The organism is Mycetohabitans sp. B2, assembly GCF_021733735.1.
GTDB classification, from domain to species: Bacteria; Pseudomonadota; Gammaproteobacteria; order Burkholderiales; family Burkholderiaceae; genus Mycetohabitans; species Mycetohabitans rhizoxinica.
In genome coordinates this window covers 1-15,049 of sequence record NZ_JAHKSP010000015.1, presented here as the reverse complement: position 1 = coordinate 15,049, position 15,049 = coordinate 1, and the positions used below count along the sequence as shown (strand labels likewise).

12 protein-coding genes and 2 pseudogenes are annotated in these 15,049 nt (G+C 64.6%); 9 read left to right on the top strand and 5 right to left on the bottom strand.

What is annotated here, in order from left to right; translation table 11 throughout:
- Positions 1-194: 194 nt before the first annotated feature.
- Together KPG66_RS02460 and metG are read left to right on the top strand one after the other, a co-directional pair.
- Positions 195-857: an OmpA family protein gene (locus KPG66_RS02460; protein ID WP_041753102.1), complete on the top strand. Its 663-nt coding sequence runs from the start codon at positions 195-197 to the stop codon at positions 855-857.
- 295 nt (positions 858-1,152) lie between these two features.
- The gene (gene metG, locus KPG66_RS02455) at positions 1,153-3,267 is read left to right on the top strand and encodes a methionine--tRNA ligase (RefSeq protein WP_237069915.1); all 2,115 of its coding nucleotides are present in this window, start codon (positions 1,153-1,155) and stop codon (positions 3,265-3,267) included.
- A 24-nt stretch (positions 3,268-3,291) separates the two neighbouring features.
- Here the strand turns inward: metG and KPG66_RS02450 are convergent, their stop codons facing one another.
- Positions 3,292-7,437 (bottom strand): translocation/assembly module TamB domain-containing protein, encoded by a 4,146-nt coding sequence (locus KPG66_RS02450; RefSeq protein WP_237069914.1) that lies wholly within the window; start codon positions 7,435-7,437, stop codon positions 3,292-3,294.
- A 32-nt stretch (positions 7,438-7,469) separates the two neighbouring features.
- The gene (locus KPG66_RS02445; RefSeq protein WP_237069913.1) at positions 7,470-9,176 is read right to left on the bottom strand and encodes an autotransporter assembly complex protein TamA; all 1,707 of its coding nucleotides are present in this window, start codon (positions 9,174-9,176) and stop codon (positions 7,470-7,472) included.
- 331 nt (positions 9,177-9,507) lie between these two features.
- On the opposite strand from KPG66_RS02445, the gene KPG66_RS02440 reads away from it, so the two are divergent.
- The 4 genes from KPG66_RS02440 to panD all read left to right on the top strand — a co-directional run bounded on the left by KPG66_RS02440 (position 9,508) and on the right by panD (position 11,934).
- Positions 9,508-9,693 carry a DUF3460 family protein gene (locus KPG66_RS02440; RefSeq protein WP_013434369.1) on the top strand — a complete coding sequence of 62 codons (186 nt, stop codon included), beginning with the start codon at positions 9,508-9,510 and terminating at the stop codon, positions 9,691-9,693.
- A gap of 1 nt (position 9,694) precedes the next feature.
- Positions 9,695-10,570 (top strand): segregation and condensation protein A, encoded by an 876-nt coding sequence (locus tag KPG66_RS02435; RefSeq protein ID WP_013434368.1) that lies wholly within the window; start codon positions 9,695-9,697, stop codon positions 10,568-10,570.
- A gap of 29 nt (positions 10,571-10,599) precedes the next feature.
- A complete protein-coding gene (gene panC / locus KPG66_RS02430; protein WP_013434367.1) occupies positions 10,600-11,433 on the top strand; it encodes a pantoate--beta-alanine ligase in 834 nt (277 codons plus the stop codon).
- 108 nt (positions 11,434-11,541) lie between these two features.
- The gene (panD, locus tag KPG66_RS02425; RefSeq protein ID WP_041753098.1) at positions 11,542-11,934 is read left to right on the top strand and encodes an aspartate 1-decarboxylase; all 393 of its coding nucleotides are present in this window, start codon (positions 11,542-11,544) and stop codon (positions 11,932-11,934) included.
- Between the two features lie 36 nt (positions 11,935-11,970).
- On the opposite strand, the gene KPG66_RS02420 is transcribed toward panD, so the two are convergent.
- Positions 11,971-12,594, bottom strand: a complete 624-nt coding sequence (locus tag KPG66_RS02420; protein WP_041754058.1) for a ParA family protein — start codon at positions 12,592-12,594, stop codon at positions 11,971-11,973.
- Between the two features lie 114 nt (positions 12,595-12,708).
- Here KPG66_RS02420 and KPG66_RS02415 point away from each other — a divergent pair.
- From KPG66_RS02415 to KPG66_RS02405, 3 genes and pseudogenes are all read left to right on the top strand, one after another.
- A pseudogene (locus KPG66_RS02415) lies at positions 12,709-12,960 on the top strand (PaaI family thioesterase); the annotation flags it as partial.
- An 11-nt stretch (positions 12,961-12,971) separates the two neighbouring features.
- Positions 12,972-13,076 (top strand): annotated as a pseudogene (locus tag KPG66_RS02410) (bifunctional adenosylcobinamide kinase/adenosylcobinamide-phosphate guanylyltransferase); the annotation flags it as partial.
- The gene (locus tag KPG66_RS02405; protein ID WP_013434363.1) at positions 13,073-14,086 is read left to right on the top strand and encodes a cobalamin-binding protein; all 1,014 of its coding nucleotides are present in this window, start codon (positions 13,073-13,075) and stop codon (positions 14,084-14,086) included. The pseudogene KPG66_RS02410 and the gene KPG66_RS02405, both read left to right, overlap by 4 nt.
- Before the next feature lie 101 nt (positions 14,087-14,187).
- On the opposite strand, the gene KPG66_RS17850 is transcribed toward KPG66_RS02405, so the two are convergent.
- Both KPG66_RS17850 and KPG66_RS02395 read right to left on the bottom strand, forming a co-directional pair.
- Positions 14,188-14,328, bottom strand: coding sequence for a hypothetical protein (locus KPG66_RS17850; RefSeq protein ID WP_157864324.1), 141 nt, complete (start codon positions 14,326-14,328; stop codon positions 14,188-14,190).
- Positions 14,309-15,049, bottom strand: a 741-nt coding sequence (locus KPG66_RS02395) for an ABC transporter ATP-binding protein (protein ID WP_237069912.1), incomplete at its 5' end; no start/stop codon positions are given. The genes KPG66_RS17850 and KPG66_RS02395, both read right to left, overlap by 20 nt.

Below are 15,049 nucleotides of genomic sequence, written 5' to 3'. Positions count from 1 at the left end.
CGCGGCACGCTGCGCAACCAGCGGCTGTTCCGACATGGATCAGCAGCTGTTCTGACATTGTAGTGGCATGAAGCCTGCCTGCGAGGCTTGGGGCGCGCCCGTCGGGAAATCGCGCTTCAATGCCACACGCAAGCGTCGCTCCCGGCGGTGTGCTGTGCACATCGGTCCCATCCATTTAACCCATGAGGTGTCATATGAACGCGAAACTCACCCTCCGCCTTCCGCTGCAATGGTCGGTCCTCGCGGTGGCGGGCGCGCTGCTGGCCGGCTGCCAGACGCCGCAAGGCGGCAACGCGGCGGTTGGCACCGGCGTCGGCGCGGCCACTGGCGCCGGACTCGGTGCAATCTTTGGCGGCGGCAAGGGGGCAGCGATCGGCGCTGCGGCCGGCGCCGCGGTCGGAGGCATGACCGGGTACAACTGGCAAGCGATCAAGAACAAGCTGTCGGGCGCCACCGCGGGCACCGGCACCCAGGTGTCCGAGCAACCGGACGGCTCGCTGAAGCTCAATATCCCAAGCTCGGTCTCCTTCGACACAAACAGCTACGCAATCAAACCTTCATTTACACCCGTGCTCGACCAGGTGGCGCAGACCCTGACCCAGCATCCCGAGTTGGTGGCACACGTGGTCGGACACACCGACAGCACCGGCCAGCCGCGCTACAACCAGATGCTGTCGCAGGAACGTGCGCAAAGCGTCGCGCAATACCTGGCGCTGCACGGCGTCGCCGCGCAGCGGCTGGCCGCCGAGGGCCGCGGACAGTCACAGCCGATTGCGGACAACAGCACGGAGGCTGGCCGCGCGCAGAACCGGCGCGTGGAAATCTACCTGCGGGCTACGTTACAACCGCGCGGGTGATAAAACCCTAATTTTTTGTCTCCGCAATGTCAGCCGCCGCGACACGCGGCGGCAAACCGGCCGTTGTTAATTTTAAATTTTTTCGAACTCCGCAGCCGATTCAATGTCTGTTCATATGGTGCGTGGCGGCGATACCGTTACGTCACCATTCTCCTCTTGTCGTTGTTGCTCCGGGGCTCGAAGCCCCGGTTTTTTTTAGCATCGCACAGCCGCTCTTGCGACCGTGTCATCGCAGTCACGCCTGCTAAAATCGGCGCTCCATCCCGTTTTCGTCGAATCAAACGCTCTATCCGCCATGTCAGCTCCCGTCTCCGCCGGCGCGCCGCGCCGCATGCTCGTCACCTCCGCGCTGCCGTACGCGAACGGCCCAATCCATATCGGCCATCTTGTTGAATATATCCAGACCGACATCTGGGTGCGCGCGATGCGAATGCACGGTCACGAGGTGTACTACGTCGGCGCGGACGATACTCATGGCACGCCGATCATGCTGCGCGCGCAGTCCGAGGGCATCACGCCACGGCAGTTGATCGAGCGCGTCTGGCAGGAACATAAGCGCGATTTCGACCATTTCGGTATCTCGTTCGACAATTACTACTCGACGGACTCGGACGAGAACCGGGTGTTGTCCGAGACCATTTTCACCGCACTTCACGATGTCGGATTGATCGCGGCGCGCGATATCGAACAAGCGTATGACCCGGTCAAGGAGATGTTCCTGCCAGACCGCTTCATCAAGGGCGAATGCCCGAAATGCAGTGCGAAGGATCAATATGGCGACAGTTGCGAGGTGTGTGGGTCGACATACCAGCCAACCGAACTGGTCAAGCCGTATTCAGTGTTGTCCGGCGCGACGCCGGTGAAAAAAACGTCGACGCACTATTTCTTCAAGCTGTCCGATCCGCGCTGCGAGACCTTCTTGCGCGGCTGGGTCAGCCAGCTCGCGCAGCAGGAGGCGACCAACAAGCTGCGCGAGTGGCTCGGCGAGGACGGCGACGCGACGCTCGCCGACTGGGACATCTCACGCGATGCACCGTACTTCGGCTTCGAGATCCCGGGCGCGCCCGGCAAGTACTTCTACGTGTGGCTCGATGCACCGGTCGGCTACTATGCCAGCTTCAAGAACCTGTGCGAGCGGCGTGGCTTGAACTTTGAAGAATGGGTCCGTCCGGGCTCGACCACCGAACAATACCACTTCATCGGCAAGGACATCCTGTATTTCCACACGCTGTTCTGGCCTGCCATGCTGCAATTCTCCGGCCACCGCACGCCGACCAACGTGTTCGCGCATGGCTTCCTGACCGTGGACGGCACGAAGATGTCCAAGTCGCGCGGTACCTTCATCAACGCGAATAGCTACATCACGACCGGTTTGGATCCGCAATGGCTGCGATACTACCTCGCCGCGAAGCTTAACAGCACGATGGAGGACATCGACCTAAACCTCGACGACTTCCAGGCGCGCGTGAACAGCGACCTGGTCGGCAAATACGTAAACATCGCGAGCCGCGCCGCCGGTTTCCTGGTTAAGCGGTTTGATGCACGCGTGCAGGACAGCGCGATGAACCATCCGCTGCTGGTCCGGCTGCGCGCCGCAATCCCGACGATCGCGGCGCACTACGAAAGCCGCGAATACAGCCGCGCACTGCGCCAGACGATGGAGTTAGCGGACGCCGTCAACGCGTACGTGGATGCCGCCAAGCCTTGGGAACAGGCCAAGGATCCCGCCAATGCGGTGGCGTTGCACGAGACGTGCAGCGTCAGTCTCGAGGCATTCCGGTTGCTCACGCTGGCACTTAAGCCCGTATTGCCGAAACTCGCCGAATCGGTCGAGACGTTCCTCTCAATCGAGCCGCTCAAATGGGCCGACGTCTCAGTGCCGCTATCGTCGGCGCGGCCGATCCGACCGTACCAGCACCTCATGCGGCGCGTGGACCCCAAGCAGATCGACGCGCTGCTTGCCGCCAACCGCCAGTCATTGCAGCCGGCCACGGACACGGCCACGGCCGCCACCACGGCGGGCACGGTCAAGTCGTGCGGCGCCCACGACACGTCAGCAAACGGCGAGGGCTTCATCACGATCGACGATTTTGCAAAGATCGACCTACGCATTGCGCGCATCGTCGACTGCAAGGCGGTGGAAGGGTCCGACAAACTGTTGCACCTGACCCTGGACGTGGGCGAGGCGAGCACGCGCAATGTATTCTCCGGAATTAAGGCGGCCTACCGCCCCGAGGAGTTGATCGGCAAGCTGACCGTGATGGTTGCGAACCTCGCACCGCGCAAGATGAAGTTCGGCGTGTCCGAAGGCATGGTATTGGCCGCGTCGGCGGCGGATGAGAAAAAGGAGCCCGGCATCTACGTGCTCGAGCCGCACAGCGGTGCAAAGCCCGGCATGCGAGTCAAATAGTGCGCTGGCGCGCGCGGCGCGCCGCTACTTTTTCCAAAAGCCGTCGAAGCGGCGGGTGAACTGCAGGTCCACGCCGTTATAGGTGCCGGCGTAGGACATGATGGCCCAGAACCGAGACAGGTTCACCGTCACCTTGAACGCGTTGTTCGACGTCTCAATGCCTTGCTCGTAGCCGAGCACGAGCCGCTCGGTGATGGCCTTCGAGAGCGTCACCACTTGCGGGTCCGTCAGGCCGACCTCGCTTTGGCCGACCGAGACTTCGTCCAGCCCGAAGGTCTGCGCGATCCGCTTGCCAGTCGCGCTGCCAAGCAGCGCGATCGCCGCATTCATCGTGCTCTGCTGCCCAAGGTTCGCACCGGTATCGGTACCATGCCCGAGCAGCAGCCATGACAGCTTCTCGTTATCGTTCACATTGGGCTCCGACACCAGCTTGACCTTAGACGACTGCACAGTGCCGGTCACCTGTACACCGGCTTCGACCTCCTGGTTGCGCCGCATCGCGAGGATATTGATGCCCGGGTCACTGACTGGCCCATTGAACGTGAAATAGCCGTTCTCGATACCCAGCTTGCGGCCAAACGCGGTATAGGCGGAGCCCTCCACGACCCGCACGTTGCCCACGGCGCGCAACGGCTGGTTCGGCGCGCTGGCGACGTTGATCACGCCACGCAGCCCCAAATCGGCGCCCGCGCCGCGAAAGCGAAAGTCCCGACCGAGGTCGACGTCGATGTTGGCGCGCGGCGCGAACGGGCCCGCCGGCTCGCCGGCGGCGGACAACGCGGCGTGCTCGCCCTCGACCGTGCCGTCCGAGCGCACAATCACGACGTCATCGGACAAGCTTGGCGCCGATTGCTCCGGCAAATCGAACAGCGCCTTGTTGACGAAAAACCGGCCATTGATCGCCATCCCGCCCTGCGCGCCGGCATTGGCCACCGTCGCGTCACCGGACAACGACAGTTGGCGATACGGCGACGCGAACAACTCAAGCTTATCGGCCACGATATGCGCGCTTAAATCAGGGTTTTGTTGGTCGAGCATCACGTTGCCGGTGGCACGCAGCGTGCCTTGAGCGCCATGGAACTGGACCTGTCGGAATTCGACCCGGTTCTCGGTCAGCACCACGCGCACGATACCGTCCTTGAGCGTGATGCCTTGGTCGACGACGGTCGCCGACAAGCCGTCGCCGGTCAGCGTGCCGGAGAGCTTCGGGTGCGATGCCTGACCCGCAATCGCCAGCTTCAGCAACATCTGCCCATCGAGTCGGTAGCTTGGTCCGAGCAGCCCGCCGGTGGTACGCAACGACGGCAGCTCGAACACAACCGTGCCGTCCAACGGTGCGTCGCCGGCCACCGCCGGCAGGCCATCCTGCACGGTAACCGGCATGCGCAGCGTCGCGTCCAGCGTGCCAAGGCGCTCGGCCTCCGCATGGACCATCGCATTCAGGCGGCGGTGCGCTGCGAAGTCGATACGCACCATTGCGTCGCTGACGCCCAGCGACGCAATGCCGCGTCCCGCATCGATCGTGACGTCCCCTGAGCGCCGCTTGATCTGCGCATAGCCCGCGGCGCGCTGCCCGAACGACACGTCCCACTGCGCATCGAACACCAGATCGGTCCTGAACGACGCCGGTTGGTGCGTGAGTTGCTCGCGAAGCTGCAACAGTCGCGCCACGTCGATATGCGTCAGCGAGCCGCTCGATTGCAAGCGCCCGCCCGCATACTGGAACGACTTCAAGTCCAGCAGTGCGCGCTCCACGCTCAAGCGCGTGGCGCCGATCACCCAATGCCCGGCGCTGGCGTTCACGGTCGCCGGCGCGGCCAGCTTGATCTCGGGCAGACCGCGGTTTTCCAGTTGGCTGATCGTGCCACTCCAGCCGATGCCGCCCCGCGCGTCGGTCAACTTGCCGCTCGCTGCCACGTTGAAATCGACCGGCTGTCCACCGACACTGCCGCTACCGCTGGCAACCAGCGTGTGGTGCGCACGCACCCCGTCCAGCCGTAGCGACAGCGCATTGAATCGCACCTGCGGCGTGGTTACCGCTCGCGCGTCAAGGGTGGCGATCATCGTGCCCTGCGCCCCATCGCGCAACTCGACACGGCCCGCGGCATGGCCAATCCGCTTGTCCCCCATGACCACGCCATTTGCCTGGTAGCTAGCGACCACATTCGGATGCGCGAGAGAGCCGGTCACATCGCCATTGGCGTGCGCCGCGCCCGCCATGCCAAAGCCAAGCCGCTCCAGCGCGGGCGCATCGACGTGGAACAACAACCGGTCGCCGGCCGCGCCGAAGCTACCGCGTAATTGGATGTCGTTGCCGGCCACGCTTACGCGCACGTCACTGGGCATGATCCGCGTACCGGCCAGCGCCAACGTCCCGCCGCCGCTCAGCGGCAAGCCGTTGTAGACGCTATCGTGCAATGCAAAGTCAGCCCGCACGGTCAGCGTCGGCGTCAACGCGCCTTTTGCGTTGAGCGTGCCGGTCACACGCGCATCGAGCCGCTGGACGGCGCCCTTGCCGATACCTTCGCCGGCATCCTTACCAACGCCCTTGCCCGAACCGCTGCCGGCCGTCTTGGGCGCCATACGGCTGCCGTTGTGCTGGACCGACCGGCCCATGCGGCCTATCTGCATGCTGTCACGCGCCAGCAGCGCGAACGGATCGAGCGCCGCCAGCGTGGCCTTCCATTCATAGCTGGAGTGCTCATCTCGACGCACCACACCGGCAAGCTCCGCGTGCCCGTCGCCCGCCGTCAGCCTCACGCGCTCTAGCGCGATCTGCCTGGGATCGATCGCAACGGCCCCCTGCACGCGCAGCTTGGCGTCGGCGTCCGCCAAATCAACTTGCACCTGCTGGCGACCGGCATCGAGCTCGACGCCGATGGGTCCGGCAAGCCGGGTCGCGCGCAACGTGGCGCTGAACACGCTCAGATCCAGGTCAGCGGTGCGCAGCGCAACACGGCCGCGGCCATGCTCCAGCGTGCCTGCTCCGCTCACCGTCGCGCCGCCGAGCAGACGGACCTTCAGCGCGCAGAGGGCTTGCCGACTCGCGTCCAGGCGCACGTTGGTACGCACGTCGATCAGCGGCAGGCGTTGCTGTGCAAGCAGCCCGGGCACCGCATTGACGACGGATACTTCACCGGCGACGACCAGCGGCATGCCGGGAGCAGCGCCGCCGCGCGCCTGCGCGCTCGGCGCGGGCTCAACCGGGCGCAAGCGGGCGCGTACCGACAGGTCCGCATGCGGCGCGCCCGGATTAAAAACCCGTGGATCGAGATGGTCGGCGTCGAGCGTGACGACCTTCAGCGGCACGTCAGCAAATGGGGTCGCCTCCACGTGCGCGACCCCGTTCAACTGCGTGCCGTTCGATTGCATGCCGCTCGCCTGCATGTCGGCGACAAGCGCCTGCAGCGAACCGGACAGCTGCACGCCAAGCCGCATCTCCTGCCCGTCGAACTGGCCTGACAGCCCTGCATCGCCACGCACGGCGAACGGCCGTACGCCGTCCAGCGCCACGTCCGCATGAAGCGAGCCATACGGTGTCCGCAGCCTGTCGAGCACAAGATGATGACGCCGCCCGTCGCTGCTGCCGTGCGCGTGCAACGCCGATAGCTCGATCGTCGATCCCGGCTCGTGGAGGCGGATCGCGGCCACGTCCAGCGAATGGATCTGCAGTGGCAGCGGCACGGTCAACCGCTGCGGCAGCGTCGGACGTGTGGCGGGTTTGGCAGCCGGGGCGAGCCGAGCATCGACAGTGCCGATCCGTAGCGATTGGACGGACAAGCGCCACGGTAAGTGCGTCACCCCCCACTGTCCGTCGATTCGATCGAGCCGGATATGCGTGCCCGCGCGCTGCCACCTGACGTCGCGCGCCCGCAGCCCGTGCGCAAGCGTGCCCCCGTCGAGTGTCCCGGAGAACGCACCCGCCGTGGCCCGACTCGCGGTCTGCCACAGCACGCGCGTGCCCAACTCGGTATGCACGGCCACCAGCAGCACGAGCACCGCCAGCACGAGACCGAGCCCCAGGCAGCTGGCCCAGCGCAGCGCGCGCCGGCCGCGGCCACGTCGTCCTGGCGCGCAATCGCCGTGTTGCCCGGCAGCGCCACCCGCGCGCGGCGCGCCGCCGGGGCGGGAGGGATCACGGTCGGCAGACTTGTGCTCGTCGTCGCTCATGCGTCAAGAATTGGGGAGTGCCATAAGGTGAATCAGAACGCGATGCCCAGCGTCAAATAGGGGCGCCAGCTATGATTGCGCAGGCCATACGTCAGGTCGAGATTGATCGGCCCGACGGGGCTGCGCCAGCGTGCGCCAACGCCCACGCCCTGGTAAAAAATCTTCTCGGCCCAGTTATCGGTCGCCGTGCCGATATCCCAGAAGGCCGCCGCGCCCCAGTCGTGGTTGATCCAGTGCTGGTACTCGGTGCCGGCACTGAGCAGGTATTTGGTCGGCAACACCGAGCCGCCCACGTTGTTGCCAATGCTGTCATAGCCATAGCCGCGTATCGTCTCCGCGCCGCCGGCGCGAAATAGCAGCGATGCCGGCACGCCGCGCGAGCCGCCAGCCGTGAATACGCCACCGGCTTGCAGCCGCAGCAGCACGATGTCGCGCCGGCCGATCGGCACGTACTGCCGTGCGTTCGCGTAGGCCCGCCCAAACGTCTGATCCGTCATCACGCCCTTAATCGCTAAACCGGCCTCCAGGCGCAGCAGGCTACCCGCTCGCGGGAACACCGGATCGTCGACGTTCCGTCGGGTCCACAACCACGACGGCACGAGCGCGCGGCTCACGGTGGGTCCGGCGCTGTTCTGGTCCAGGCGATCCAGGTAGAACAGCACCTGGTAGTTGTAGTCGATATTCTGCGACGTGCGCGTGCGCTGTGCGCCGACCCGCGCGCTATGGATATCGGTGTCCGACACGTCGGTGCGCGTGTACGAGCCGAGCAGCGTGTTGGTCCACGCGCGCGGTCCCGGTGGCATCGACAACTGAACCTGCCCATATTGCTGCGTTTGGTCCAACCGGCCCGAGAAGCTGAAAGGCCAGGCAGCACCGAACATATCGAGGTACGAGTATGCCCCCTGGATGTGTCCGCCGGTATCGGACGAATAGCCGATGCCGGTACGCACCGCGTTGTATTGGTATTCGCTGACCTTGACGTGCACGGGCGTGTGCTGCGGCTTGCTGACGTCGTCATCGACCGAGATGCCGACGCTGGCATAGTATGGCGTGTTCTGCACTTGCCGCTGCAGCTCGGCGATACGCTCGGCGCTGTAGATTTCGCCGGGACCCAGCGGGTTGACGTTCGTGATAATCGATTGCGGATAGCGCCGCGTGCCGGACACGTCAAGCGGCCCGAGGGTAAACGTCGGCCCGCTCTCATACATGATGCTCAATCGCGCCTCGTGGGTACGAGGGTCGATCCGCGCTTGCGAATGTGCGATCGTCGCGCCCAGGTAACGGTACGACTGCAGCGTCTTGAGCGAGGCTTTCTTGGCCTCGTCCCACGCCGCCTGCGTGAACGGCTCGCCACGGGTCAACCCGAATGCGCTGCGTACCGCCTTTTCCTGTTCGGGCGCCTCGGTCAGCATCGGTCCAGTGAACGACAATTCGATCGCCGACACATGCGTGCGCGGGCCCGGCTCCACATACACGGTCACCGCGCGACGCTTGCCAGCGCGCACATCAGTGCGCACCACCGGCTCGAAATACCCTTCAGTGGACAGTAGATCGCGCACTTGCTGCGGCACCGCCGTCACGAGAAATTCGAATTGCTCATCCGAGATGTCATTTCGCTTAGCGAAACGCGACACATCCAGGTGAGCGCGCAGCAGCTTGCGCAGCGAATGGGACGGCGCGTCGATATCCACGTCGTACTTGGCCAAGGCGGCGCCAGGCGCCATCAGTGGCACGACCATTGCAGCACATTGCAGCGCTCGGCACGCCGCGTGCGTTCGCGTGCGTATTGCTCGCACGCACCGCGTGACACCGCAAGGCAGCCCGGGAGAACTACGTGGCAAATCGAACTCCATCGTTGAGCATGGCGGTCAGCGTGGCAGCGGTGGTGGCGCGAATGGACAAACCTATATTGAAACATACCACACGCGCCAGGAGCTCAGGCATGACCGACGCCCTGCGCTGGCCGGTGCCAGGTTGCGCCATTGGAGCAGCAGCCCGCCCCCTTTGTTCCGGGCCTGGAAGCTTGCGGTAAAATCTGGGATCGGATTTTTTGGTTCGCGGAGTATTGTCATGTATCAGTCGGACATCACCCAATTCCTGACCCAGCTCAAACAGCAACATCCGGAGCTCGAGGAACAGCAACGCAACGGCCGCGCACTGCTGTGGGATAAGGCGCCGATCGATCTGGACGAGCGCACGCGCCAGCAACAGGCACGCGTGCCGCAGACGCCCTACGTGTACTACCAGAATTTCTAACGTGAGCGCCGTTCCGGCACCGGACGAGGCGGGCCAGCAGGCATCCGAGGTCGTGCTGTGCGCGCCGGCCACTGACTCGACGCCGGGCACGGTCGACGGCGTCGCGTTCGCGCGCCTATACGGCGAGCCGCTGTTCAAGGTGCCGCAGGACCTGTACATCCCGCCGGACGCGCTCGAAGTCTTTCTAGAAGCATTTGAGGGTCCGCTCGATCTGCTGCTCTACCTGATTCGCAAGCAAAATTTCAATGTGCTCGACATTCCGATGGCGGACGTTACCGCGCAGTACTTGGGCTACATCGACCAAATCCGCGCGACGAACCTGGAGCTGGCGGCCGAATACTTGCTAATGGCGGCCATGCTGATCGAGATCAAGTCACGGATGTTGCTGCCGGTGAAAAAGGCCGGTACCGGCGAGGATGCCGAGGACCCGCGCGCCGAGTTGGTACGCCGGCTGCTCGAGTATGAGCAAATGAAGCTTGCCGCGCAGCAGTTGAACCGCCTGCCGCAGCATGGGCGTGACTTCCTGCGCGCGCAAGTGTATATCGAGCAAAATCTGACGCCACGCTGGCCGGACGTCAACGCGGATGACTTGCGCGGCGCGTGGGCCGACGTGCTCAAGCGCGCCAAGCTTGTGCAGCATCACAAGATCACCCGCGAGGAACTGTCGGTGCGCGAGCACATGAGCCAAATCCTGCGCAAGCTGCAGCACGCGCGTTTCATGGAATTCACCGAACTGTTCGATGTATCGCGTGGCGTGCCCGTGGTGGTCGTCAACTTCATTGCGATGCTGGAGCTTTCCCGCGAATCGTTGCTCGAAATCACGCAGGCCGAGCCATTCGCACCGATCTACGTCCGGCTGGCGTACTCACCGACCTAAGGATCCGCTCAGCGATCCTTTTTCGCTACATGAAAGTCATTAGCTCGATCAACGAATTGCGCGACCAGCTGCGCGGGCAGAACCGCGTCGCGTTCGTGCCCACGATGGGCAACTTGCACGAAGGGCACCTGTCGCTGATGCGCGTGGCGCGCCAGCACGGCGACCCCGTGGTCGCCAGCATCTTCGTGAACCGGCTGCAATTCGGGCTGAACGAGGATTTCGACAAGTATCCGCGCACGCTCGAGACCGACATCGACAAGCTGCAGCGGGAAAACGTCTACGTGCTGTTCGCGCCGACCGAGCAGGACATGTACCCGCGTGCGCAGGAATATCGCGTGCATCCGCCGCATGATCTGGGCGACATTCTCGAGGGCGAGTTCCGACCGGGGTTTTTTCACGGCGTCTGCACAGTTGTAATGAAACTGATGTCGTGCGTGCAGCCGCGCGTCGCGGTGTTCGGCAAGAAGGACTACCAGCAGTTGATGATCGTGCGGCAGATGTGTGAGCAATTCGCGCTGCCCGTCGAAGTGGTCGCCGCCGAGACGGTGCGCGACACGGACGGGCTCGCGCTGTCGTCACGCAATGTGTATCTGACGCCATCGGAGCGTGCCGAGGCACCAACCCTGTATCGCACACTGCAGCACGTGCGCGACAGTGTGCTCGCGGGTCACCGCGATTTTGCTCAGATCGAGCTAGCCGCGTTCGAGACGTTGATCAAGCGCGGCTGGAAGCCCGACTACATTGCGATTCGCAAGCGCGCCAATCTGCGCTCGCCGCAACCGCACGAAGGGCATGAACCGCTGGTCGTGCTCGCCGCGGCACAGCTTGGTGCGACCCGGCTCATTGATAACCTGGAGATTTGACCGCCCACGCCGATCCGCTGGCCCCTTTGCTCGCGCGCCGTGCCCTATCCGAAACGCACGGCACGGGGCACACCGCAGTACCGGAGCCCCCCCTTACCGGAGACCCTCATGCAACGTACGATGCTCAAATCGAAGATTCACCGCGCCACCGTCACGCACTGTGAATTGCACTATGAAGGTTCCTGTGCGATCGACGAAAATCTGCTCGAGGCCGCCAACATCGCGGAAAACGAGCAGATCGACATCTGGAACATCAATAACGGCGAACGCTTGACCACCTACGCGATCCGCGGCGAACGGGGCAGCGGCATGATCTCACTGAACGGGTCCGCCGCGCGCCGCGCGCAGGTGGGCGACCTCATCATCATCGCCGCTTTCGCGCTGGTCGACGACGCCGACGTGCGTCATGGCTTCAAGCCGAACCTGGTGTTCTGCGACGAACGCAATACGATCAAGGACACCCGGGACCACGTACCGACGCAGAACTGGGACGCGCGCTGAGCGATGCGGCCGGGCGTCCCGCGCCATCCCTGCGGCTCATTGCTCGGCCCACGCGACGACCGACTGCCACTGCTCCAGGTCCTTGTCGACCCGGCTCGACGCCACATCCCATAACGTCAGGCCATGCGCAGCCAGCTGCACATAGTTTTGCGTATCGCGCAGGTAGCCAAGCACCGGCAGGCCGAGCCCGTCGACGAATCGATGCAACTGCTCCGCCGAACGGGTGCGGGCGTCCACGCGCATGCCGACCACGCCGATCTGGATGCCGCCCTTACGCCCGCCCTTCTCATGCGCCAGTCGCTGCAGGAAGTGCTGTGTGGCGAGAATGTCAAACATCGACGGTTGCAGCGGCACCAACACCTTGTCGGCGACGGACAGCGCCAGGTTCAGGCGTGGGCCGTGCAAGCCGGCCGGCGTATCGACGACCGCATGCTCGAATCCCTTTGGCGGCCGGGTACTGCGCTCCCCGCTCATGTCCCACGGCTCGATCCTGGGCAGCGTGTCGGGCCGCAGATCCAGCCATAATCGCGATGATTGCTGCTTGTCCAGATCGGCAAGCGCCACCCACTCGCCGCGCCACGCGAAATAGCCTGCTAGATTCGTCGACAGCGTGCTCTTACCCACACCGCCTTTGGGATTAGCGACAACGATGACCGTCATGAATTCCCCCAGGATCAATGGCTTGACATAGCCGTTAGGCCCATCCAATTACTCAGCCGAATCCAGCTATTATCAAAGAACTTGACCCATTCGGCACTTCTTTCAGGATCTTTAATGAGTTCATTGTGCCCGGACGTTTTTATCGAATCGCTGGCGGCGCGCCAGCAAGGCCGGCTTCCCGAACTGCTCGGCCTGCGCGTGCGCGAGTTGCAGCAGGACCGCTTGGTCGCCGAGTTGGCGGTGCGCGCGGAACTGCTCGCGCCGAACGGGTACTGGCATGCTGCCACGGTCGTTGGGCTGGCGGACACCGCATGCGGCTATGCGTGCGTTGCGCAACTGCCGGAGAACGCGCGCGGGTTCACGACGAGGCCAGCATGCGCCAGTATGTTGACGAGCTGAGCCGGTTGAACCCGCGCGTCGCCGCACTGGCCACGCGGGTCACGCTAATGGTCGCCAGCATTCCAGTCATGGTGAAGGCATGATCGCCCGTCGGTCCCCTGTCGTGTGGCCCCGGCGCCGCACACGGCGCGCAAGCGGCGTGTTGGTGAGTCTACTGCTCGCGCTGTTAGGCGCCGGCACACCCGTGGCTTGCGCGGCCGCACCAGTGCAAGTGTTAGACGACAGCGGTGCGCGCGTAACATTGAATGCGCCGGCACGGCGCGTCGTGAGCCTGGCGCCCAGCGTCACGGAACTGATCTACGCAGCCGGCGGCGGCAGCCGGCTGGTCGGCACGGTCAGCTTCAGCGATTACCCGAGCGCCGCTCGCGACGTGCCGGTCATCGGCAGCAACACGGCACTGGACCTCGAACGGATTGCGGCGACGCACCCGGATTTGATCGTCGTCTGGTGGCACGGCAATCCACAGCGCCAGGTCGAACGGTTGAAGGCGCTGCACGTACCGCTGTTCTACAGTGAACCGCATCGGCTGGCCGACATTAGCTCGACGCTGATCCGCTTGGGCACGCTGCTTGGCACCGAGCCGCAGGCGCGCGAGGCCGCCCGGGCATTTGACACGCGTATCGCCGCGCTGCGACAGCGCTACGCGAGCCGGCCACCCGTCTCGGTTTTTTTCCAAATATGGGATGACCCGCTGATGACGCTGAACGGCACGCATATCATCAGCGACGTGCTCTGCGTCTGCGGCGGGCGTAATCTGTTCGGCTCGCTGAGCGAACAGGTGCCGACGGTGTCAACCGAAGCGGTAATTGCAGTCGATCCTGACGCAATCATTGCCACACGGCCGGAACCTGCACGCGCGCACCGGGTTGCGCAGCCCACGAATCCAAGCGGCGACGACCCAGCGCTGCGCGGATGGCAGCGCTGGCCGGGCATGCGCGCGGTCGCGCGCGGCAGCCTGTTCACCGTCGAGGCGGACCTGATCAGCCGTCCCGGCCCACGGTTAGCCGACGCCACAGCGTTGCTATGCCAGCAGTTAGAACAAGTCCGCCAGCGCGCCCCGTCGCGAAGCCCCGCCGGCTCACGCCACCCCTAACGGTTCCAGCAGCCCAGCTCCAACGCGGAAGCGGGGCCGGCACCACGACCGCGGGATGATGCATCAGGACGACGTCCATGCGGCAGCCATCACGTAGATCGTCAACTCGAACAACTGCCGCGCAAGGCGCAGGCAATCGCCGGTATCGCCGCCGATGCGCGTTGCAGCGACGTATGCAGCGCAGTGCCAGATGGGTCGAGCGGCTCGATCGCCGCGGGCGCCTCACCAGAGATCATTGCCATCTCGCCCACTCAAAACAGGTGCATCGCCCCGCGCCGGCGCCAGCGCAGGTATCAGCGCCTCGTGCGCGCCGTCGCGCAACAGCACCAGCGGATAGCCAAACGCGTGACTGACAAGGGCGGGTGTCAGCACGTCACGCACGGGCCCAGCCCACGCGCGCCCCCGCCCGTCGATCAACAACGCGTGCGTTGCAAACCGCCGTGCCAGCGTAAGATCGTGGCACGAGAACACCACTGTGCGGGGCGCTGCGCCCACCCATTTCGCCAGCAATGTCACCGCATCGATCTGATGGTGCAAATCCAGATGCGCCAGCGGCTCGTCCAGCAACAGCAGTGGCACGTCCTGGCAGAGGGCGGCGGCAAGGGCCACACGTTGCCGCTCGCCGCCGGACAGCGACAGCACGTCGCGCGCGGCAAACCCGGCTAGGCCGACCGCCGCCAGTGCCTCATAGGCCGCGGCGCGATCCACGTCGCGCTCCCAGCCCCAGCCCGACAGGTGGGGATAGCGTGCCAGCAGTACCGTATCGAGGGCCGTTGCGCTGAACGCATCGTGAAGCTGCTGGGTCATCCACGCCCGATGCCGCGCGAGCCGATGGACCGGCCACTGAGCGAGCGGCACGCCATCGAATGCGACGCTGCCGCGCGTGGGGGTACGCAATCCGGCGAGGGTCATCAACAAGGTTGACTTGCCGGCGCCGTTCGGTCCGGCAATGCACCACAGCTC